Here is a 22792-nt window from a genome sequence, read left to right on the forward strand (position 1 = left end):
AGCTAAATCTCGTTATTTTTTTTCTTATTTCATTATGCTTATAGTAGGAATAACAGTAGGAAAAATCATCATCGGTAAGCTAATATAATTAAGTTAAAGTTTTTAATTTTAAGGAGTGTATACTATGTCGAAAATAATGTCTATATTAGAGAAATGCAATTTAGTGGAAAAAGTTAACGTAGAAAAAGTAAAAAATACCAATTTAAATGAAGAAAATACTAACCAATTAAGTGAAGTGCTAAATGATGAGAATAATATTGCTAAAGTTCAAGTTATTCATCATAAAGAAGAAATTAAAGCACCTAAGCCAGTTATAAAAAAAACATCTTCTGAAATGGAAACAGATATGGAATATGAAAATAAAATGATGATAGATGAAATATATTCTTTACATGGACTTGAAAATAGTAACATTAATACAGTTTTCATGTTACAAAATTTAATCAATGCTTTGCCACAAAGTTTACCAAAAGATGTAGTAAAACAATCGGTTATAAATATAATTAATGCTTCCAATGTTGATTTAAATCAACTTCTTTCTGACGGAGAAAAAAGATTAGAAATTTTGGGAAAGGTAAAGGATGGATATTATAATCAAACTAATATGCGTATTGTTGAATATAAAAAAGAAATAGCCAAGCTGTCAAGCTTAATTAGTAATTGTCAAGAACAGATTAAAACTAAAGAAAGTATGGTGGAAGAGCAGTTATATCTAATTAAATGTGAAGCTCAAAAAATAGATGGTATTATTGATTTTTTTCCAAAATAACATTATCATACTTTTTTAAAGTTAAGAATAATTTATGAGGTGCTAGATGAAGGAGAAATATCGTGTAACTATTGTTTTTAAAATATTAATAGCTCAATTCATTTTAAGTTTTATTGGCTTAATAATTGGGTGTATGTGGGGCTTAAACATAGAAAATAAAAAATGGAGTCAGTTAATTTATAGTGATATAAAAATAGTAGATATTGATTTAGGGGGAAAAACTAAGCAAGAGGCAAGAGATACAATTAAAATCCAATATATAGATGCTTTACTAAATAACAAACTGTATGTAAGCGTTGACAAAAAGACATACTCAGCAGCCAAATCTGATCTTATTAAGAGTTGTGATATGAATAAAGTTATAGATAAAGCATTTGACTTTGGAAAAAATTTAAGTATAATTGAAAAACATAAGCTTATAAAGACGGGAAGCAGGAAAAAATATAGATTGAATTTTATTTGCAATGATGACTTTGTTAAGGTATTTACAAGTAGTATTGAGAAAGAAATCAATAAGAAGCCTGTAAATGCAGCTATAGAAATGAAAGCAAAAGGTGAAATTAAAATAGATGCTGATACAAAAGGGTATAAGATTCAAGAAGAAAAACTTCATAAATATATTGTGGATAAAATTAAAACTGGAGAAAATGATGACATACATATAAAGGCACCTATTGAGAAGATCGAGGCTGCAATTACAGAAGCTGAACTTTCTTCTATTAACACTTGCATATCTTCATTTAGTACAAGCTTTGACTCATCCTCTTCTATGAGAGCCAACAATATTGATATTTCAGTTAAAGCTATAAATGGTAAATTTTTGATTCCAGGTGAAAGATTTAGCTTTAATGAGGTGGTGGGAGCGAGGACAAAAGAATTAGGTTACATGGAGGCGCCTGTTATAGTTGGGAAAAAAATTGAATCAGGAATAGGTGGGGGTATTTGCCAGGTATCATCTACTCTATATAATGCAATTTTAAAAACAGGAATACAGGATATAGAGAGAACAAATCATACAATACCTTCTTCATATGTAGGGTTTGGACTTGATGCTACAGTTGATTGGGGAAGTATAGATTTTAAGTTTACAAACACTCTTGATTATCCAATATATATAGAGGCCTATACTAAGAATAAAAATTTGTCCATTAATATTTTTTCCAACTCCAATTTAAACAAAAAAAAATATATTATTGAAAATAATATAAATGAAGATGATAATGTTTATAAAGTAAATGTTACAAGAAAAACATATGAGAGTGGAATGTTGACTAATTCAGAGTTTATTTCTAATGATGAATATACTCCTATAGTCGCTGCTAGTAAAAAGGGATACTGAAAATCAAGCTATTTGCAAAGTTTTTTACCCACCCCCTAGGAATTCTTACTTTCTGCCACTTGTCTTGAGAATTTTTACATTAAAGAAAAATATGACTTAATTCTCAAATTATATGATATACTTCTAAGTATGAAATATACTGCTAAGTATAAAAAATATAAGGAGGATAATATGCTTCAGATGTTTAAAATTAATAAAAAGTTATTTAGACAATTAGATTTTGGCATAATAATTATTTGCATAATTATTGTGTTATTTGGTTCGTTAAATATTTTAAGTGCAACTCAATATCTTTATAAAGGAAATAATATGGCTAGTACCGCTTTGAATTTTCATTTTCTTAAGATGCATTTAGGATGGCTTGTGGTAGGGCTATTTGTAATGTATTTAATAATTCTTATAGATTACAAAGTTATCCAAAGTTATGCAAATATAATATATTGGTGCGGCATATTTCTACTTATACTTAATGCACTAATGCCAGTAAAGGTTAATGGAGCAGAGTCCTGGCTAAAACTTGGACCGTTACCACAATTTCAGCCCTCGGAATTTGTAAAGATTGCATTAATAATTATGATTGCTAAACAATTAGATGAAATGGAAGGCAATATAAATAATATTAAAAACTTTCTTAAACTTTCGGCTTATGCTATTATCCCAGTGATCTTTCTATTAAAGCAGCCTGATATGGGAATGACTATGTTTTTTTTCTTTATCCTTCTAGGAATGTTTTTTATGGCGGGGTTAAATTCTAAGGTTATTATTGGTGGCTTACTAGGAGTGTCTGGAACTATAGCATTAGTTTGGAATTCAGGGTTAATTAGACCTTATCAAAAGAATAGATTGATATCTTTTTTATATCCAGATAAAGATCCCACAGGTACTGGTCTTCAACTGACCATGTCTCAAATTGGAATAGGTAAGGGTGGCATTTTTGGTACTGGATTTTTAAAAGGCTCCTGGGCGGCAGTGGGAAGCACTCCTGAATCCAGCACAGATTGCATTTTTTCAGTGGTGGGAGAAGAGTGGGGGCTCTTTGGTGCAATTTTTCTTCTAGCTTTGTATGGATTATTAATTTATAAGCTAATTAAAATTGCTAAAGAGTCTAAGGATGTATTTGGTACAATGTTAACTGCAGGTATTATATCTATGTTCTTGTTTTCTATTTTGCAGAATATAGGTATGAATATAGGTATTATGCCTATTACAGGACTTACTCTTCCTTTTATGAGTTATGGAGGAAGTTCAATAATTACAACTTTCATATGTGTTGGTATTGTTTTAAACGTAGGCATGAGGAAAAAGAAAATCAACTTTTAGGTGCGGAATTATGGGGATTTGCCAATATAAGAAAGGGCTGTTGGAGAATCTCCAATAGCCCAATTATAACCAATGATACTCTAAAGAAATTCTCATAAGTTGAAATAAGCTTATTATTCCGTATACCTATTTTACTTATGCTATTATCCCTAGATTTTTCATAACAAGAATAAATTTATCTATTTCAATTGGTTTCCAAGCGTAGGCTTCACAACCAGAATCGTAGGCCTTTAGTACTGTTTTTTTATCATTTAGTGCTGTGGTCATAATTATTTTTACTCTTTTTTCTGTTTCGATACCTTTTTGTTTTTCAATGTCTCTAATGGATTTGAGTACCTTCATTCCATCAAGTCTTGGCATCATAATGTCAAGGCAAATTAAATCATAGCTATTTCCGTCTTTTATTGAATTTAAGTAGGCATCAAGAGCCTCTATACCATCTACGACAACGTCACATTCTCCATATTTAGAAAGAAACTTGCTCATAAATAATCTGCTTGTAAAGTCATCTTCTGCTATTAATATTCTCATTTATAACACCTCTTTGTTAAAATTTAACTTTCGGGATATTAATATAAAAACAAGTACCGTAAGATTTGCTTGAAGTAAATCCAACAGACCCATTTAAGTATTTCTCACCTAAAAGCTTCATACTATAGGTGCCCAGGCCCCTATCTTTTCCTTTTGTAGAAAAAGCCCTCTTAAAAATGCTGTTTTGCACGTCTGCTCTAATATAGCTAGAATTCCTTATCCAATATTGTACAAATTCATTTGGAGCCATACTACAACCCATAGTAACAATTCCATTATCCATTGTAGCTTCAAGTGCATTTTTAAGCATATTTCCTACTACCCTTTTTAATAAGGTAATGTCATTTTTTAAATCTATACTTATAGAGTCTTCAGCTATTTTTATTGTCTTATTTAGAGAATCACTATAACCCTTATAAAGCTTTTTTAATGTGCGTAATACCTCTTTAGAGTTAAATTCTTCTAGTTCTATAAAAAGCTCATTATTTTCAGCAGCTAGGATTTGCTTTTGAGATTGTATTTCATCTATAAGCCCTTCAAACAAGCCCTCAACTTGTGCGACTTCATTTTCATATATGGGAGGAACTTCAGTTTTTAATAAATTAAGTATCCCTTTTAAAGCGCCTGCGGTATTTATTAGATCATGAAAAAATATTTTTTCCATAGATCTTTTTTTTACAGAATCTGTGGCATCAATAAAGGAAGCCAAATAGAAAATCTCCTTATTTATTTCTATAGGTACAACCTTTGCGAATGAATTAACTGGTACATCAAACCCGTCTTTTTTTCTAATTATTGAAACTTCATCTTCTACTTCCTGATTTAAAGCAATTGATTTCAAAACTATATTACGTCCACTACAATTTTGACAAGCAGATGAAGTTCCACAGCCATCCTCATTTTTAAAAAAATTGATACAACCTAAGCTTTCACCTAATCTTTTCCCTAAAATATCTGATATATCTTTAATATTTAGTAATTTTAAATAAGTCTTGTTTGCATATACAATCTGTCTATAAGAATTCAATATGATTATGAAAATATTCATAGAGTCTAAAGCTTTAAGGTAAGGATCATTAGCATTAAAATTTTGTGACTGCTTTTTTACTACTTCCATATCCAATCTTTCAGCGGTAGTATAAAAATTTTTAAAATCTGGTATATTCATTATACTCATCCTTTTTGTCATATTATTTTTTATCTTCTAATATAGAATAAACTAACTTAGGAATGTTTTTCAAGGATGCTTGTTTAGTTACACCGCCAATATCATAGGCCACTTTAGGCATACCGTAAACCACGCTAGATTGTTCATCTTGTCCAATGGTATATGCACCTTTTTGCTTCATTTTCATAAGACCTTTTGCTCCATCATAGCCCATTCCGGTTAAAATAATTCCAATGCTTGTACTTCCTGCTATATCTGCTACTGAATTAAATAGTACATCCACTGAAGGACAATGTCCATTTACTTTATCGCCAGTAAAACATTCTACATAACAATTATTGCCACGCCTATTTAATTCCATATGTTTATCTCCTGGGGCAATAAGAATTCTTCCTGGATGGACTATATCCCCCGTTTCAGCTTCTTTCACTTCCATAGGGCAAAGCTTATTTAACCTATCAGCATACATTTTTGTAAATACAGCGGGCATATGTTGGGTTATTATGATACCGGGCATATCCTTTGGAAAGTCTTTAACCACTTCAAGGATAGCTTGCGTTCCCCCTGTAGATGCACCAATAGCAATTATAGTATTACTACTTCTGGAGTTAATTCTATTTATATGCCTCTCATTTGAAATTTCCTTTTTAATATGGAAAGTCTTAGCCATAGATGCAATTTTTACTTTTATAATTAATTCATTTATAAAATTTTCCTTGTTAGTTCCTGTTACTGAGTTCATTTTTGTAACAAAATCTATAGCTCCAGCATTTAAAGCGTCGAAAACATTATCACTTATTGCACTTACCACAACCACCGGTATAGGATATTGAGGTATCAGTCTTTTTAAAAATTCAATACCATTCATCTTCGGCATTTCTACGTCTAAAGTCATAACATCCGGCTCAAACTCTATTATTTTATCTCTTGCTTCAAAGGCATCTCTAGCAGTCCCAATTACCTCTATGCCACGATCGGCTGAAAGCCCCCTTGCGATTGTTTCTCTAAAAAGTAAAGAATCATCAACAACTAACACTCTTACCTTTTTCATCATATTCATGTACCTCTATCCTTTCCTGTAAACGGCAGGCATAATGTATTTATAATTAGTCTCATTCTTATTTACTGACTCAGAATGACCTATAAAAAGATATCCGCCAGGTTCAGTCATTTCATAAAATTTATTAATTAACTCCATCTTTGTTTTTGGCTCAAAATATATCATCACATTTCTGCAAAATATAACATGAAATTTTTTTTTGAAAGGAAAGTTTTCAGTCATTAAATTAAAATTCCTATATATTATTTCATTTCTTATTTCATCACAAATTTTATAATTTTTATCTACTATTGTGTTAAAATACCTTAGTGACCAATATTTTGGTATCGTATTCACGGCGTCTTCAGAATAAATTCCATTTTCAGCTATTTCTAATACTTTTTGCGATATGTCTGTTGCCAGTATCTTTGTATTCCACATAAACTTCTGATCTCCAAAGTAATCTGCAATTATCATAGCTAGGGTATAGGGTTCCTCTCCGCTAGAACAGCCTGCACTCCAAATCCTTAAATCTTTATTTTTAGAGCTTGCTTCTAGGTATGGTAGCACTTCATCTCTAAAGTATTCAAAGTGATCCGCCTCTCTCATAAAAAAAGTATGATTAGTAGTAAGTTTATTTATAAGGGTAGTAATTTCATTCCCAGAACAATCTTTAAAAACAAATTTTAGGTAGTCAGAAAAACTACTGAAGCCCTTTTCTGTAATCATATTACTAAGGCGACCCTCAATAAGTAGCTTTTTTTCTGTAAGGTTTATTCCATAGTTAGTTTTCATATAGGCCGTAAGTTCTCTAAATTCGCTGTTTTTTAAATTTATCATATCTTCACCTTTATTTTTTATTAGACCATGTCACTTTACTTTAATAAAGTGACATGGTCTTAATAGAACTTTTATTAATATTTTCCAAAATCCATATTACTTAGGGATATTTTTGGTTTGCTTTTAGTTGCAGCTGCCTCAGTATGAGCTGGAAATTTCTTATTTAATTGGCTTATATTTTGCGGGCCTCCTAAAGATACTTCCATGTAAGAGGAAGTGGAACCTCCTTTTAGGTTAAACTTTCCTACCATACTCTTAAGCATTGATGCTTGACTTGAGAGCTCTTCACTAGCGGCCGCACTTTGCTCTGCAGTTGCGGAATTAGTTTGTACCACATCTGAAACTTGCTCTATGCCCTTATTTATTTGATATATTGCAGTTGCTTGTTCATTTGAAGCTGCTGCTATCTCTCCAACTAAAGTTGCTGCTTTTGATATACCAACAACTATTTGATCAAGGGACTCTGCAGTATTATTAGCGATTTTTGTTCCAATCTCAACTTTCTTTATAGATCCTTCCACTAAATCCGTAGTTTCTTTTGCTGCTTTGGCACTTCTTGCTGCAAGATTTCTTACTTCCTCAGCTACTACTGCAAATCCTTTACCATGTTGTCCTGCCCTTGCGGCTTCAACAGCAGCGTTTAAAGCTAACATATTAGTTTGGAAAGCTATATCATCAATAACCTTAATTATTTTTGAAATACTTGAGGATGACTCGTTAATTTCCTCCATGGATTTAAGCATCTCTTTCATATGAGAATTTCCAAGGGCAGCTCCTTCTTTAGCATTAAGTGCAAGTTCATTTGCTTGACTAGCATTAACCGCATTTTGCTTGGTCTGAGCTGCCACTTCTGTAATGGAAGCAGTTAATTCTTCTATGGAGCTTGCTTGCTCTGTAGTACCCTGAGACAGTGCCTGACTTCCATCTGAAACTTGATTTGAACCTGCAGAAACCTGATCTGCAGCATTATTTATTTCTGTAAATACTTCGTTAAAAGATTGAATTATAAGGTTTAAAGAATCCTTAATCCGAGCGAAGTCACCTTTATATTCATTATTAATTGATAGCTCAAGATTTGAGTTAGACATTTCATCTAAAACCTCTGAAATTTCTGTTACATAAGAAGATAATGAGTCTATAGTTTCATTTAATGCATTTTTAATATCCGCATGATCTCCCTTATAATCTCCTTTCATACTTACCTTTAAGTTCCCATTTGCCATTTCTGTAAGTACTGAGGATGCTTCCTTAATAGGTTCAATTACAGCATCTAAGATATTGTTTACACCTTCAATTATATTCTTATACCCTCCGTTAAACTTCTGTGCATCCCCACGTGTGGATAATTTACCTTCTATTGCTGAGGTTGTTAACATATTTGTTTCTTTTTCAAGATTATTCACAGCTTCAACAACCAGAATCATACTCATTGCTAGTACATCTTTATCAGATTTAGCTTTTATTACTACACTAAAATCGCCCTTAGAAATTCTTTCTGCACTGGCTGCGTTTTCACGTATATTCTCTACCATTTTCTTAAAGGCTATCATTAAGGTTCCAATTTCATCCTTACTATTTGTTTTTATATCTACATCAATATCACCTATGGCTAGCTTATCCGCTGCTTGTGCTAGGAGTTTAATAGGATTACTTATAATATTGCTTAGGAAAATTCCTAGGGCTATTGCTATAAGTACTCCAACCACAAGGATGATAATCATGGTGTTAATTGCTTTTGTAGCACTGCTTGAATTATTCTCTGATTTCATTTTAGCATCTGCTGATTTCATTGTAATTAATGAATCTATGGATTCTTGTAGGGCTTTTGATGCTTTTCCCGAAGTTCCAGTGGCACTCATTAAAGCAATAGCTTCAACATTCTTATTAACTTTTGCTAGACTTAACACACTATCCAATTGAGCCTCAAAGTTATCTTTCTTCTCAGTGTAATCTTTAAATGCAGTTTTCATTTCACTTGAAATTGTAGTCTTATCAAATTCCGCTGAAAATTTTTGAATAGCTACTTTTTTTGTAATTATAGAATCTTCAATTAACTTCATTTTTTCAGCATTTTTCTCAATAATTATATCTCGTACATCTACACGTATCATTTGAAAGTTTTTGTTGATATCTGCCAATTGAGTTGTTGGCACTAACTGATTTTCATAAAGCTGTGTATCAGATTTATCAATGCTTTTTAAACTTACAATACCTACAACACCGATAGCTGCAGCGATAATAGCAACCATTATAAAACCTGATAGAAGTTTTGCTGAAATTTTCATATTCATATACCATTTCATAAACTTATCCCCCTAATATTAATTTATTTTGACTTTTAATAATTAGTAGTTTCTATTGTATTCAAGCTATCTAGTTCATCATCATTATCATTAAGCAATTTATTACAATCTAGTAGCAACTTAACTTCATTTCCTACTTTCCCTATTCCTCTAACATATCGATTATGAAAACCTGTTTTTATATCCGGTGGCGGAACAATATTACTATCTTCTATACTAATTACTTCAGCTACATTATCCACAATAAGTCCAACTGAAATTTCCTTTATGTCAATTACCACTATGCAAGTCCTATCATTGTAATGCTTTGCATCTTTTTTAAATCTAAGCCTTACATCAATTACCGGAATAATCTTTCCTCGAAGATTTATTATTCCTTTTACATAATTAGGCAATTCAGGAACTTCAGTTATGTCCTGTATGCCAATTATTTCTGTGACAAACTTAATTTCAATACCATAAGACTCCCGTCCAACAGAAAATGTGAGAAATTTACCCTTTTGGGTATCTTCTGCAGTTTCTACAACTTCATCTAAAACCTGTGTCATTTTTTTACCACCTTTCTTTAGTTTTACCTGTCTAAGATTCCACTTATATCTATAATAAGACTTATGTTACCATCTCCGAGTATTGTACATCCAGCGATACCCTTAGCTTTTTTAATATAAGGTGGTAAAGCTTTTACTACAACCTGCTGCTCACCAATTAAGGAATCTACAAACAAACATGCAGCTTTTGTATTATCCTCCACCAATACCAGTATCCCTTCATTTGAAGAGGTTACCGACTTGTTTATATTAAATATTCGATGAAGTCTGTAAATTGGATAGGCTTCCCCTCGTATCATTATCATTTCATTACCTTCGCTATCAGCAATTACTTCATTTTGTTTTGGCTTAAAAGACTCACGAATAGCTGTAATAGGTATTGTATATTTAGATTTTCCAACAGCTACCTCTAATCCATCAATTATAGCTAAGGTTAGAGGAATCTTGATTGATATCGTACTTCCTTTTCCTTTTAAACTTTCAATAGAAATGCTTCCACCAATGCTATCGATATTTTTTTTCACTACATCCATTCCAACGCCACGACCAGAATACTCTGTAACACTTTCATTTGTAGAAAATCCCGGTAATAAAATATTTGAAAAAATTTCTTTATCTGTTAACTCATCCTCAGACTTAGTAACTAGCCCTTGAGATTTAGCTTTGTCGTATATACTTTTTTTGTCTAGTCCACGTCCGTCATCCCTAACAATTATAAATACATCACCACCAGCATTTTTTGCCTCTAAAGTTATTTTTCCAATTTCTGGCTTGCCAGAAGCTAGCCTTTCCTCTTTTTCTTCTAGTCCATGATCTAAGGAATTTCTCACAAGATGCATAAGTGGATCAGAAATATGATCAATAATATTTTTATCTACCTCTGTGTCTTCTCCAATAATTTCAAGCTCAACTTCTTTATTTAGTTTTTTACTCATATCTCTCACAATTCTATTCATCTTGTGAAAAGTCAAGGATACTGGTACCATCCTTATGGACATAACAACATCCTGTAATTCATTAGTAAGTTTTCTTAATTGTCTTGCAGCTTTATTAAAATTATCTAAGGAAAGACCCTCTAAATCCGGATTTTTTGTGACCATTGCTTCTGTAATTACGATTTCCCCCACTAAATCTAAAAGCATCTCCAGTTTTGAAATATTTACGCTTATAATGCTTTGTCCTTTTCCACTTATAGTTAAAGGTGCTAAATCTTCTTTATTAGTCTCAATGATTTCAAGGTTATCTATTGGTTGTTCAAGAATAATTTCTTTTTTTTTCTTTAGTGCTTTAAGCTCTGGTGGATAATCTTCCACTTGTAGAAGCTCTAATTGTCTTAAAAAAATAATTTCATTTAATTGTTCTTCAATTTTTTCCTTTTCCACAGAGGTAGAAAAACCTATTAAAAACCCGTTCTTTCTAATTTCCTCCACGCTGTCATTACTTTCTATAATATCTTTAGGGAGGTGATACATTTCATGAGTTATATCTTTAAGATTGTGAACTACAGTATAAGCGCGTACATTTTCCATCTCACAACCATCTTCATAAAAAATTCTTGCAACATACTTCTGTTTAAATTCTTTACCTTCGCTTTGGTAAGAGCTAATATAGTATTTAGTATCCTCTTTTTGTCCTGCAAAATTACTTTTGATAATTTCTCCATTAGCCTCTTTCATATTTAGAAGAAGTCTTGAACTTTTTAATACCAAGCTTTCACTAGAACCATCCGCATCACAGTGGTTTTGGATTTTCAAAACTTCACCCTTGATAAAGTCTATGCCACAAAGTACCAAATCAAATAAGTTTTCAAAGTCAATAGTTACATCTTTGCTCTCACGAATAAAGTAAAACAAATCTTCCAGTGAATGAGCTAAAATGGCTATATTGTTAAATATCATCATAGCTGATGAGCTTTTTATGGTGTGCATTATTCTAAAGATTTCGTTTATTGCGTCCTTGCCAATTTTTTTGCTCTTTTCACAATCTATACTAATTTCTTCAAGTTGCTCCATTAGTTGTGTAGCTTCAAAAATATATACTTCTAGCATTGGTTCTTTGCTCATTCCACCCTCTGACATAATAGTCCCCCATTCTTAAAAAATTATTTCAATTTTGAAAAAGCTTTTACTATTGTTTCTTCAACAAATGGTTTTATTACAAAGCCAATAGCACCTGACATTATAGCCTCTCTTACAATTGTTTCCTGTCCCATCGCGGAAATCATAATAATTTTTGCACTCTTATCAAAGGCCTTTATATTTTTTAATGCATCAACTCCATCCATAACTGGCATTGTAATATCAAGTGTTACAATATCCGGTTTAAGAACTTTATATTTTTCAATAGCTTCCACACCATTTTCGGCCTCGCCAACTACTTCAAATCCATTTTTTTCAAGCATAGTTTTTAGTGCTAATCTCATAAACATTGCATCATCTGTAATTAAAACCCTTTTCATAAAACTCATCTCCTCTAAAAATTTATTATATTATCAACTGCTAAAAGAATTCGTTCTTTAACATCAAAGCTGCAATTTTCCATTCTCCACAGAAAAGTGGTAGTCCATAAAATACCAAAAATTGAATCTGTAAGTATTTGTATATCTTTATTTAATGAAACCTCCTTTTTATCAATAGCTTTTGAAACAAACCCAAATAATAAATTATATCTATTTTTAATAATATTTTTCATTTCTTGGTTTGCCTCTTCATCATACTTAAAGATATCAAAAGAAAACATTACAGTTGTAATTTGTGGATAATTTTGGTAATATTCTGCATAAGCCCTACAAAAGTATTTAATTGCATCTTTCCCACCCATATCATTGTCTAGTATTGTGTTTTTAATTACTTCGTCATAAATCGAATATCTTCTAAGAATTTCTTTAATAATTTCTCTCTTTCCATTAAAATGTCTATAAATGGCAGGTTCTGATATATTTTGTCTTTTAGCTATTTCCTTTATTGTCATTCCATTAATTCCAGCTTCGTATAATATCTCAATGGCTGTTATGATTATACTTTCTTTCCTTTTTAATATATCAACTTTCACTTATCATACCTCCAAGTTAGTTATAACTAACTAACTAACTTTAGGATATTGTACTACATACTTTTGTATATTACAACATATATTGGATTATTTTTATAATACAATTAATCTTTTCATTAAATTTTAATTATTAAAGAATTATAAGTTGTTTTTTTAGCTTTTTATAGGATTTTATAGGATTTTACAATAGTTTAATAGCCAGCTTATTTGATTTTTGCATTATTTAATATTATAATATTATAAAATACAGAGTATTAAATATTTGTTAATAAAAAAATCCATTAGGCTAATAAAATGTCATTAATATGAGGGGTAATCCACATGAGACTCAAGAGGAATACTATAATTATTCTTTGTGTAATTTATATTTGTAATGTAAGCTACTTAACTGGATGCAATAAAGACAAGAAAAACATAAAGATTGGTATTTTAGGTACTATGTCAGGAATTAATTCAGATTTATCCGTGTCAGGTCGACGAGGCGCGGAGCTAGCCATTGAGGAGTATAACAAAGCTTCTGGGTTGGGGGAAGAAAAAGTAGAATTGGTAGTGAAAGATGATAAAAATGATCCCATTATATCTCTTAGGGCTCAAAAAGAATTTATTGCAGAAAATATCCCTGTGGTGGTTGGACCCTATACTAGCGGAATGATTGTAGACTCTATGAGCTATTTAAAAGACAAAAACATATTGTTTTTGTCACCAACCGTAAGCTCTGATGCCTTAACTGGTATAGATGATAATTTCATTAGATTTATCGCATCTACCAGCGGGCAAGCTTTACTTTTAAACAATATGGCCAATAAAAATAAGGATAAAAAATTTGCAGTTTTATATGATTTAGAAAACAAGGGGTTTACAGATGCTCTTTATAATAATTTCAAAAAACTTCTGGAGCGAAATAAGGGTGAGATTGTTTTAACAAAAACTTTTAGTTCTAGTTTAAATGTAAACTATTCAAGTCTAGCTAAGGAGGTTTTAGATTCAAAGGCTAATGCCCTTTTCATTATTGGAGATTCAAAAACTAATGCAGAAATAACTCAGCAGATACGAAAACTAGGAACCAATATTCACATTTATTCACCCTTATGGTCAAATACAGCCGATTTAATTAGGAAAGGTGGAAATGCTATCGAAGATATGTTTATTGTAGGCGGAATTGATTTTTCTGATAAATCAATGAATTTTGTGAAATTTAGAAATGCATATGTTGATAAGTATGGAGAAAATCCCACATTTTCATCTGTATATTCCTATGAAACTGTGGAGGCTTTACTTTTAGCCATAAAAATGGGGCCTGATTTAATGCCTTCTACCCTTAAGAATAATATAATTAAAATTAAAAAATTTCAAGGTTTACAGGGTAATTATAGCATTGATAAGTTTGGAGATAATAATAGAAAATATATGATTTTTAAAATAGAAAGTGGACAACTTAAAAAAGGAGACTAATCTATGAAAAGAATCTTTAGTTTAAAGGGTCAGATGTTATTAAATAATATATTTATATTTATTTTGCCCACTTTAATTGTTGGATATATTACTATTTCAATAACTAATAATCAGGTTCAAGAGAATGTTAAGCAGTCAAATAATATTCTGGCATTAAATGTTAACAAGCAGGTTGAAAATTTTATTCAGTGTCCAATAAATATTATAAATAAAGTAGAAAAAGAGGTACTCCTAAAAGATAATCTTTCTGATAAAGAAATAGATACATATTTCAATACAATAATTGGAATATACCCATATATTGACAATATTCAAATTATTAGCAAGGATGGTTTTGTTAAAAATACAGCCCTTTTTAATAAGGAGAAAATTGGAACAAATGCGACAAATGAAGACTTTTTTAAAAAAATAGACAAATCTGGTAAGCTGGTATGGTCAAGTGTATTTATATCTGATCAGATAAAGAAACCTACTGTGTCTATTTCTCTTTATGCTAATGGAAAGTTGTTAGTTGTAGATTTAAACCTGTCTACAATAATAAAAATTGCTCAAGATACCACTTCAGGTTCAGTACAAAATATTTCTATATTAGATGGTAAAGGAATCTATCTTGTTGACAATAATCATGATAATGTAAATCAACGAAGACAATTTAGTTATTTCAATGAAATTAAGGCTGAAACTAAAAACGGAGGAATTACTATAAATGGTAAAAGTGACAACGAGTTAATTTTGTATTCAACGAAAAATAAACATACTGGTTGGTATTCTGTTATAACCTTAGACTCAAATAAAGTCTTTGAGCCAATTATCAAAATTAAAAACACTTTTTATATTTCTTTTGCCATGATGATTTTATTATATTTTATTCTATCCGAGCTCAGTATTGCAAATATAACTAGAGCTTTCAATAATCTTATCAATATAACTAAACTTATTTCTGCTGGAGATTACAGTATTCATACTAAAATTAAAGATTATAGTGAATTTATTGAATTATATAAATATTTTGACATAATGAAGGAAAATGTGCAGCTTCGCGAAAATGAGATATTATCCTTAAATTTAGAATTAGAAGATAAGGTTGTTAAACGGACTAAACAATTAGACCAAACAAACTATGAGCTTGAAGAATTAAATTCATCACTAGAAGAGATTAATTGTGAACTTGAAAAAAGTACCATTCTGCTTTATGAAGAAATATCTGAGAAACAAAGGGTGGCAAAGGAAATCTCAAAATTAAATGAACAGTTAGAAGATAGGGTAATTAAGAGAACAAAAGAACTACAGAACATGAATTTAGAATTAGAGAGAACTAACGCTCAACTTGAAGCAGAGGTTTTAGAAAGAGCAAAAGTAGATAAAGCACTTCAAAAAAGCGAAGAGCTTTATCGTAATGTATATGAAAACTCTCCACTTGCTTTTGGAATTTCAGATAAAAATTTTAAGTTTATTGATTGGAACAAAAGAGCAGAGGAGCTTTTTATATGGTCCAAGGAGGAGGTTATTGGCAAAAGGTTTATGGATTTCCTTGTGCCAAAAGAAATTAGTCATTCTATAAATGATTTGGCAAAAAAAATAATTGATGCTGAAATAAAAGACATCACTTGTACTGAGAATATAACCAAAGATGGGAGAATATTATTTTGTGAATGGCATAACTCAATGCTTCACGATGAAAAAGGAAATCTAATTGGATTTATATCTATGGCATTAGATAAAACAGAAAATGTTAAGGCCGAAAAGGAGGTAACAGAAGCTAAAAATCAAACTGATAAAATAAATGATAAGTTAAAGCAAGCAAATAGTAATCTAAAAAAAGAAATTTTGGAAAGAATAGCAATTGAGGAGCAATTAACTAAATCAAAACTCGAAGCAGAACAAGCAAATATTGCAAAAAGTCAATTTCTTGCAAACATGAGTCATGAAATCAGAACTCCTATTAATGGAATAATGGGAATGACGCAATTAGCGTTAATGACTGATTTAGATGAAGAACCCAGAGAATACTTGACCTTGGTAATGAAATCAGCAAAGGTATTGCTTGCAATAATTAATAATGTTTTAGATTTTTCTAAAATTGAAGCAGGTAAAATTATTATTGAATCTAAGCCATTTAAGATTAAGGATGTTGTTAAGGAGGTTAGTACCTTATTTGATCTTAGTGCAAATGAAAAAGGTATAAGGCTAAGCGTTAAAATTGATAAAAACATACCGACTATTTTAAAAGGTGATGCTATAAAATTAAGGCAGATATTGTCAAATATAATTGGAAATGCAGTTAAATTTACTCAAATGGGTAAAGTAATCGTTGGTATGTCAATGGATCATATTTATGAAAACACTGTAAAGGTAAAGTTTTCCATAAGAGATACTGGAATTGGGATCCCAAAGGATAAACAGGGGTTACTATTTGAAAGATTCAAACAATTAGATAGTACCTACACTAAACAATATCAAGGATCAGGTTTAGGCCTAGCCATATCTAAAAATCTAGTAGAGTTAATGGAAGGAGATATTTGGTTTGAAAGTGAAGAGTGGGTTGGCTCTACATTTTATTTTACTACTAACCTCCAAAAGGTTGAAACTACGTTAAGTAATAATGTCTTAATGTTGAGTAGCCCTATAAATGAGAATAATTTTAATGAAAAAGTACTCTTAGTTGAAGATGATAAAATAAATAGAAGGATAACTGAAATAATTCTTAAGAAAAAAAATTTGAAGGTTTTGATTGCTGAAAATGGTAAAGACGCAATTGAACTATATGATAAATTTGAATTTAGTTTGATAATAATGGATATAAATATGCCTATTATGGATGGATATACCGCAACCTTACTAATAAGAGAAAAGGAATTGTTATTGGGAAAACATACCCCTATTATAGCCATGACTGCTTATGCATTATCAAGTGACAGGGATAAATTTATTTTAGCTGGTATGGACGACTACATATCAAAGCCAGTAAATTTTAGGGAGCTAAGTTCAAAAATAGATAAATGGATTAAATAGTAGCCTCAAAGTAAATAGTCTTTTGTGTAATTAGATTGTGTTATACTCATGAAATTATTTAATCATATACACTTTCATATTTTTAATATATAATTGAAACTCATAATGTTTGGTTTTTATGTGGTTAAATCTAATTTAAATGAAAATAGAAAAATGAAACTTAGTGAGGTGTATGTATGTCAAAAGTTATTGTTGTTGGCGGAGGACCTGCTGGTATTATGGCAGCCATTAGTGCAGCAAAAAATAGTGAAGTTATATTATTAGAAAGAAATAAAGAAATTGGTGCAAAGCTAAGACTTACAGGTGGAGGCAGATGCAATATCACAAATAATAGAGATATAGAAGAATTTTTTGATAAAATAGTTAGTAATAAAAAATTTCTATATAGCGCTCTTTATACATTTTCAAATCATCAACTTTTAGAATATTTTAAAGAAAGTGGATTAGAATATAAGGAAGAGCTTGACCAAAAGGTATATACCAAAAGTAATAGGGCAGATGAAGTTATAGAATTATTAAAGGGTGATTTAGAAAGAAATAAGGTTAAGATTATGTATAATAGTAAAGTTCAAGAGTTAATAGTTGAAGATGGAGAAATTAAAGGGGTAGTAACTGCTGATGGCAAGCGGATTTTAGGTGAAAAGGTAATTGTTACGACAGGAGGAAAGAGCTACCCGGATTCTGGTTCAGATGGTTCTATGTTTGAAGTATTAAGGAATAATGGGCACACTATAACTCCTTTATATGCAGCCTTAATTCCACTAGTTATAAAGGAAGAGTTTGTTAAGAGCTTGCAAGGTGTTGCAATGAAGGATGTTGTAATTTCAGCTAAGATTAAAAAAAGTAGAGTAGAGAAGTTCGGTGATATGATATTTACTCATTTTGGGATATCGGGACCTGCAGTGTTAAAGCTTTCATCTTATATAAACAAAGCTTTAGCCCTGGGGGAAGTAGACGTTACTTTAGACTTTTTAAGAGATAAATCTAGGGAGGAAATATCAGAGATAATGAGGAGTAATCCAAATAAGACTGTACTTAATAATTTAAAAGGGACTCTTCCACAAAATTTCTTAAAAGAAATCTTTGAGCTGTTAGGACTAACCGAGGTTAAGATTAGTGATTTAAAGAAGGCAGATGAGAATAAGATAATTGAGTATATGAAAGAAATGAAACTAACAGCTAGAGAAACACTATCAATTAAAGCAGCTCAAGTAACTTCAGGTGGGGTTAAAGTCAAAGAAATAAATGCTTCAACTATGGAATCAAAGCTTATAAAAAATCTTTATTTTGCAGGAGAAGTTATAGATATTGATGCTGAGACAGGTGGATATAACCTTCAAATGGCATTTTCTACAGGATACTTAGCGGGAAGTAATTAATGAATAAATCAAATAAATTATAATTTATTATAAAGCCATAAGGATTTAATTTCCTTATGGCTTTTTTATAGAGTAAAAAATATTACTTAATAGGTATATATATATCAAATTCTCCATTGCTGATAAATCTCTCATCGTATAGTTCTAGTTGGGGTCTATATTCAATTTCATACCCTGAGGCTGGAAGTAATTTGGTAAATATATTAGTGTAAAACTCACCTAAATCTTTTATAGCTCCTCTATAAGTATAAACTAAGTGCCTACCCTCTGGAACAACCTTTGTTACCATACCTTCTGGTACATCTAAAAAGCTGTCTACTGAGGCGCAAGCAGTATATTGAAATCTTCCTTCTGAATCCATTCCACAATCACATATACCATAAAAGAGCATGGACTTGCTTTTTTGCTTTATGTCTTTGTAGTTTTTGTTAAAGGCTTCCCAAAGGGTAGCAATTTCACCATTACTATTGTTTCCAAAGTAAGGTATACCTACAGCCTTAAACCCTTTTATGCTTACTATTTTTGCTTCCATAATTATGACCTCCATCTATTTATTTAATATGTTAATTATATCAAGTAATCATTGCCAACAGTATGTCAGGAATTTATTTAACTTTATATAAATTTAAAATTTTATTTATTTTTTTAATTACATACTCTCTAAGTTCTATAGGTTCTAAAATTTCAATCCGATCACTTAAAGGAAAGATTACATTGCAGGCAGTTTGAAAACTTATCATATCTATATCATAAATCCAATTATCTGCAACTTTAATGGAAGAAAGTATATAAAAACCTTCAAGAGTTCGTTTCTTTTCCTCATAGAATTTAATTTTAACAGCATATGAATCATGGTTTACCTTAAGGTATGCTTGTCTTATAAATTGATGCTTACTATTTTCCCAAAACTCTTCCAGATAAAAGTTAAGAGGGATGTTGAAACTTTCAGCTAGCACTTCAATATTTTCAATTCTGCTACACTTAAAAATCCTAATCTCATTTTTAAATTCACAAAAGGCTATTACATACCAATCCGAATTTTTTACTACCGCACCGTAAGGTCGTATAATCCTTTCAGATATTTCCCCATTATATTTTTTATAATGAAGTTTTAATTTTTTTAAATTAAGTACTGATTTTTTTATTATATCTACATTCTGATTTTGTATTCTTTTGCCCCACCAAGGGTCTGAATCAATAAAGAACTTTTCCTTAGCCTTTATAATTTCTTCTTTATGTTCTTTTGATACAGTATTTTCAAGCTTAATAATGGAATTTTTAAGTTGTTGTGCCATTTCAGTGTTTTTTTCTGAGTGGACACCCATACTTGAAAGTAATAGATTAACTACATCTTCACTCGCGAGGTTATTTGAATTGATTTTATAGCCCTCCATAAAAGAAAAACCTCCACTGGGACCTGGAACTGACAGAATAGGAATGCCTGTTTCGCATAATATGTCCATATCTCTGTATATAGTTCTTTCTGAGGTTTCAAGTATTTTAGCTAAGTCTCCAGCTTTCATTATTCCACGGGAATTAAGCAGCATAATAATTCCGAGTAGCCTGTGAAGTCTCATGAGATCACACTCCTATTTTTATTTTTTTACTGAGTAAAATACCATAGGTGAAAATATGATTTTATTAAAGTCTAGCACAGAATATTAATTATAACCATTATAAGGAATTAAAGAATTTATTTAAAGAGATTTTTGTAAAAGTATGGTTTTGGATATATACCACAGGATTTAAATAGAAAAAACTTTGTATTGACAATTAAAAAAATAAGCAGTAATATATAGAAAATGAATATTCAGAATTCTTTGAAGGGAATAGTAAATATTATCTTAGTATCCAAAGCGAGTAGAGGGCAGTGAGAGCTCTACGAGAAAAGTAATATTGAAATGACAGCCTGGAGATACTTATTTGAAATATATAGTAGGATAAGTCGGATTCCACCGTTAAAGGGATTAGAGATGATTTAGTTGATTTTTAACTTTATCGAATTAGAATGGCACCGTGAATATAGCTTTCACTTCTATTATGGAGAGATGGCTTTTTTTAGTTGCTTTAATTCAACTAAACAGTTGAATTAGTTGTATATCAATAGAAGAGCGCAATCTATTGATGGTGTTATTTAATATTTGATAAATTTGAATTAACGTAGTTAAACAAGGGTGGTATCGCGATATTTTTGCCCCTTGAGCTTATGGCTCAAGGGGTTTTTAATTTTTCAATCAAAAGGTGGATCTATTAAAGAAAATAGATAATAGGTAGGTGGTGTTAAATGTTTTTAGAATATATAGAAACTGATAGGCTTATTATAAGAGGATTTTAGGTTTATTCATATATATGCTTCAAAGTGTTAATTAAGGGTAATTTTTAAATAAGTAAGTGTGGTTAGAATTAATTATTAATGACAGATGATGTATAAAATAAATTATAAAAAAATGAGGAGGAAAAAATTATGGAAAGAATTATGGTAAATGAATTAGAAAATCACATAAATAAGAAAGTTGAAATAAAAGGTTGGGTATATCGTGTAAGAAAGTTAAAAAATATTACATTTATTATTCTAAGGGATAGAACTGGTCTGGTGCAATGTGTTGTAGAGAATAGTTGTATGGATATTAGTGGAGTAAAATTAGAGTCAGTTGTATCAATAATTGGAGAAGTTAAAGAAAGTAATAATGCGCTAAATTTTTTTGAAATATTAATTGAAAAATTTCAAGTGATTAATGGCTCAATAGGAGAGTTGCCAATTGAAATAAATAAGGATGAATTAGAAATAAATTTAGATACTATGTTAAATAACAGAGTATTAAGTTTAAGACATGCAAAAGTAAATTCAATATTTAAAATTCAAAATATTATAGTTCGAGGGTTTAGACAATTATTAATTAATGAAGGATTTACCGAGATATTTACCCCTAAAATTGTTGCAGAAGGAACCGAAGGTGGAACTGACATGTTCCAAGTGAAATATTTTGAAAATATAGCATACCTTGCTCAAAGTCCTCAATTTTATAAACAAATGATGGTTGGAGCTGGTTTTGAGAGAGTTTTTGAAGTAGCACATGTGTATAGGGCAGAGCAACATAATACCACTAGACATTTAAATGAATATATAAGTATGGACCTTGAAATGGGATTTATTAAAGATGAAGAAGATATTATGGAAATGGAAGAAAGGTTATTAAAGTTTATATTAAATAAAGTAGAAGAAGAGGGTAAAATATATTTAGAAACATTAAATGCAGATATGCCAAAGATAGAAGACAAAATACCAAAAATTAAATTTAGTGAAGCTTTAAAAATATTAGAAAAGGAATATAATAAAACAGATTTAGATGGAGACTTAGACCCAGAAGGAGAAAAATTAATTTGCAGATATGCTAAGGAAAAGTTAGGTTGTGACTTTATATTCTTAACTCATTATCCAAGAAGAAAAAGACCCATGTACACTATGCCTTATGGGGAGGAAGAAACAAGGAGCTTTGACTTATTATTTAGAGGTGTTGAGATTACTACTGGAGGACAAAGAATTCATGATTATAATATGTTAATAAAAAACATTGAATATAAAGGCTTAGTTCCAGAAAATTACGAGAATTATACTTCATTATTTAAACATGGAATGCCTATTCATGGAGGGCTTGCTATAGGACTAGAGAGAATAACAGCACAATTATTAAGCCTTGAAAATGTTAGAGAGTCATCTCTTTTTCCTAGAGATAGAACAAGACTCGTGCCTTAGTTTTTGTATCAAAAACAGCAAAAGTAGAATCTGCATTAAAAGTGTTAAATTCACTATTTGGAGATGCGTTGATTTGAAAGCTAATGTTGCTATAGGAGAGTTTGAAATATTGTTTGAAAGATTAGATAAAAAACTAATTGATGAAGAGTTAAATAGATTGAAAAAAAGTCTAAAATAGAAGTATAGAAAATAATTTATAAATAACCAAATAAAATAATAATTTCCAAAAATGTATTGACAATGCATTTGTAAGATTGTAATATATTATTATATTCAGTGAGTGTACC

The 22792-nt window shown here is 30.5% G+C and carries 18 protein-coding genes and 1 other annotated feature; of the genes, 7 read left to right on the forward strand and 11 right to left on the reverse strand.

Annotated features, from left to right (window positions below; all coding sequences use genetic code 11):
• Positions 1–124 precede the first annotated feature (124 nt).
• The 3 genes from Ctaglu_RS08725 (at position 125) to rodA (ending at position 3428) form a co-directional block, all read left to right on the forward strand.
• A complete protein-coding gene (locus tag Ctaglu_RS08725; RefSeq protein WP_125000112.1) occupies positions 125–769 on the forward strand; it encodes a hypothetical protein in 645 nt (214 codons plus the stop codon).
• A gap of 46 nt (positions 770–815) precedes the next feature.
• On the forward strand, positions 816–2108 hold the full coding sequence (locus Ctaglu_RS08730) for a VanW family protein (RefSeq protein ID WP_125000114.1): 1293 nt from the start codon (positions 816–818) through the stop codon (positions 2106–2108).
• 171 nt (positions 2109–2279) lie between these two features.
• Positions 2280–3428, forward strand: coding sequence for a rod shape-determining protein RodA (gene rodA, locus Ctaglu_RS08735; protein WP_125000115.1), 1149 nt, complete (start codon positions 2280–2282; stop codon positions 3426–3428).
• A gap of 135 nt (positions 3429–3563) precedes the next feature.
• On the opposite strand, the gene Ctaglu_RS08740 is transcribed toward rodA, so the two are convergent.
• The 9 genes from Ctaglu_RS08740 to Ctaglu_RS08780 form a co-directional block, all read right to left on the reverse strand.
• On the reverse strand, positions 3564–3959 hold the full coding sequence (locus Ctaglu_RS08740; RefSeq protein ID WP_125000117.1) for a response regulator: 396 nt from the start codon (positions 3957–3959) through the stop codon (positions 3564–3566).
• 16 nt (positions 3960–3975) lie between these two features.
• On the reverse strand, positions 3976–5127 hold the full coding sequence (locus Ctaglu_RS08745) for an ATP-binding protein (RefSeq protein ID WP_185732633.1): 1152 nt from the start codon (positions 5125–5127) through the stop codon (positions 3976–3978).
• A 22-nt stretch (positions 5128–5149) separates the two neighbouring features.
• The gene (locus Ctaglu_RS08750) at positions 5150–6187 is read right to left on the reverse strand and encodes a protein-glutamate methylesterase/protein-glutamine glutaminase (protein ID WP_125000121.1); all 1038 of its coding nucleotides are present in this window, start codon (positions 6185–6187) and stop codon (positions 5150–5152) included.
• 6 nt (positions 6188–6193) lie between these two features.
• The gene (locus Ctaglu_RS08755; RefSeq protein ID WP_125000123.1) at positions 6194–7006 is read right to left on the reverse strand and encodes a CheR family methyltransferase; all 813 of its coding nucleotides are present in this window, start codon (positions 7004–7006) and stop codon (positions 6194–6196) included.
• Between the two features lie 74 nt (positions 7007–7080).
• Positions 7081–9309 (reverse strand): HAMP domain-containing methyl-accepting chemotaxis protein, encoded by a 2229-nt coding sequence (locus Ctaglu_RS08760; protein ID WP_125000125.1) that lies wholly within the window; start codon positions 9307–9309, stop codon positions 7081–7083.
• Positions 9310–9344: 35 nt separating this feature from the next.
• Positions 9345–9857: a chemotaxis protein CheW gene (locus Ctaglu_RS08765; protein ID WP_125000127.1), complete on the reverse strand. Its 513-nt coding sequence runs from the start codon at positions 9855–9857 to the stop codon at positions 9345–9347.
• Positions 9858–9880: 23 nt separating this feature from the next.
• A complete protein-coding gene (locus tag Ctaglu_RS08770) occupies positions 9881–11935 on the reverse strand; it encodes a chemotaxis protein CheA (protein ID WP_125000129.1) in 2055 nt (684 codons plus the stop codon).
• A 23-nt stretch (positions 11936–11958) separates the two neighbouring features.
• Positions 11959–12315 (reverse strand): response regulator, encoded by a 357-nt coding sequence (locus tag Ctaglu_RS08775; protein WP_125000131.1) that lies wholly within the window; start codon positions 12313–12315, stop codon positions 11959–11961.
• A 14-nt stretch (positions 12316–12329) separates the two neighbouring features.
• Positions 12330–12908 carry a TetR/AcrR family transcriptional regulator gene (locus tag Ctaglu_RS08780; protein WP_125000133.1) on the reverse strand — a complete coding sequence of 193 codons (579 nt, stop codon included), beginning with the start codon at positions 12906–12908 and terminating at the stop codon, positions 12330–12332.
• A gap of 321 nt (positions 12909–13229) precedes the next feature.
• On the opposite strand from Ctaglu_RS08780, the gene Ctaglu_RS08785 reads away from it, so the two are divergent.
• The 3 genes from Ctaglu_RS08785 to Ctaglu_RS08795 all read left to right on the forward strand — a co-directional run bounded on the left by Ctaglu_RS08785 (position 13230) and on the right by Ctaglu_RS08795 (position 18751).
• Complete coding sequence (locus tag Ctaglu_RS08785) at positions 13230–14360, forward strand: ABC transporter substrate-binding protein (protein ID WP_125000135.1); 1131 nt, start codon at positions 13230–13232, stop codon at positions 14358–14360.
• A 3-nt stretch (positions 14361–14363) separates the two neighbouring features.
• On the forward strand, positions 14364–17372 hold the full coding sequence (locus Ctaglu_RS08790; protein WP_125000137.1) for an ATP-binding protein: 3009 nt from the start codon (positions 14364–14366) through the stop codon (positions 17370–17372).
• A 176-nt stretch (positions 17373–17548) separates the two neighbouring features.
• Complete coding sequence (locus Ctaglu_RS08795; protein WP_125000139.1) at positions 17549–18751, forward strand: BaiN/RdsA family NAD(P)/FAD-dependent oxidoreductase; 1203 nt, start codon at positions 17549–17551, stop codon at positions 18749–18751.
• A gap of 82 nt (positions 18752–18833) precedes the next feature.
• On the opposite strand, the gene Ctaglu_RS08800 is transcribed toward Ctaglu_RS08795, so the two are convergent.
• Positions 18834–19283 carry a GyrI-like domain-containing protein gene (locus Ctaglu_RS08800; protein ID WP_125000141.1) on the reverse strand — a complete coding sequence of 150 codons (450 nt, stop codon included), beginning with the start codon at positions 19281–19283 and terminating at the stop codon, positions 18834–18836.
• A gap of 73 nt (positions 19284–19356) precedes the next feature.
• The gene (locus Ctaglu_RS08805; RefSeq protein ID WP_125000144.1) at positions 19357–20328 is read right to left on the reverse strand and encodes a helix-turn-helix transcriptional regulator; all 972 of its coding nucleotides are present in this window, start codon (positions 20326–20328) and stop codon (positions 19357–19359) included.
• Between the two features lie 234 nt (positions 20329–20562).
• Positions 20563–20791 (forward strand) — a binding site (T-box leader).
• A 424-nt stretch (positions 20792–21215) separates the two neighbouring features.
• Between Ctaglu_RS08805 and aspS the strand changes: the two genes are divergently transcribed.
• On the forward strand, positions 21216–22505 hold the full coding sequence (gene aspS / locus Ctaglu_RS08810; RefSeq protein ID WP_125000145.1) for an aspartate--tRNA(Asn) ligase: 1290 nt from the start codon (positions 21216–21218) through the stop codon (positions 22503–22505).
• The last annotated feature ends 287 nt before the right edge of the window (positions 22506–22792 follow it).

Origin of the sequence: Clostridium tagluense (assembly GCF_003865095.1) — a bacterium.
Taxonomy (GTDB): domain Bacteria; phylum Bacillota; class Clostridia; order Clostridiales; family Clostridiaceae; genus Clostridium_AD; species Clostridium_AD tagluense.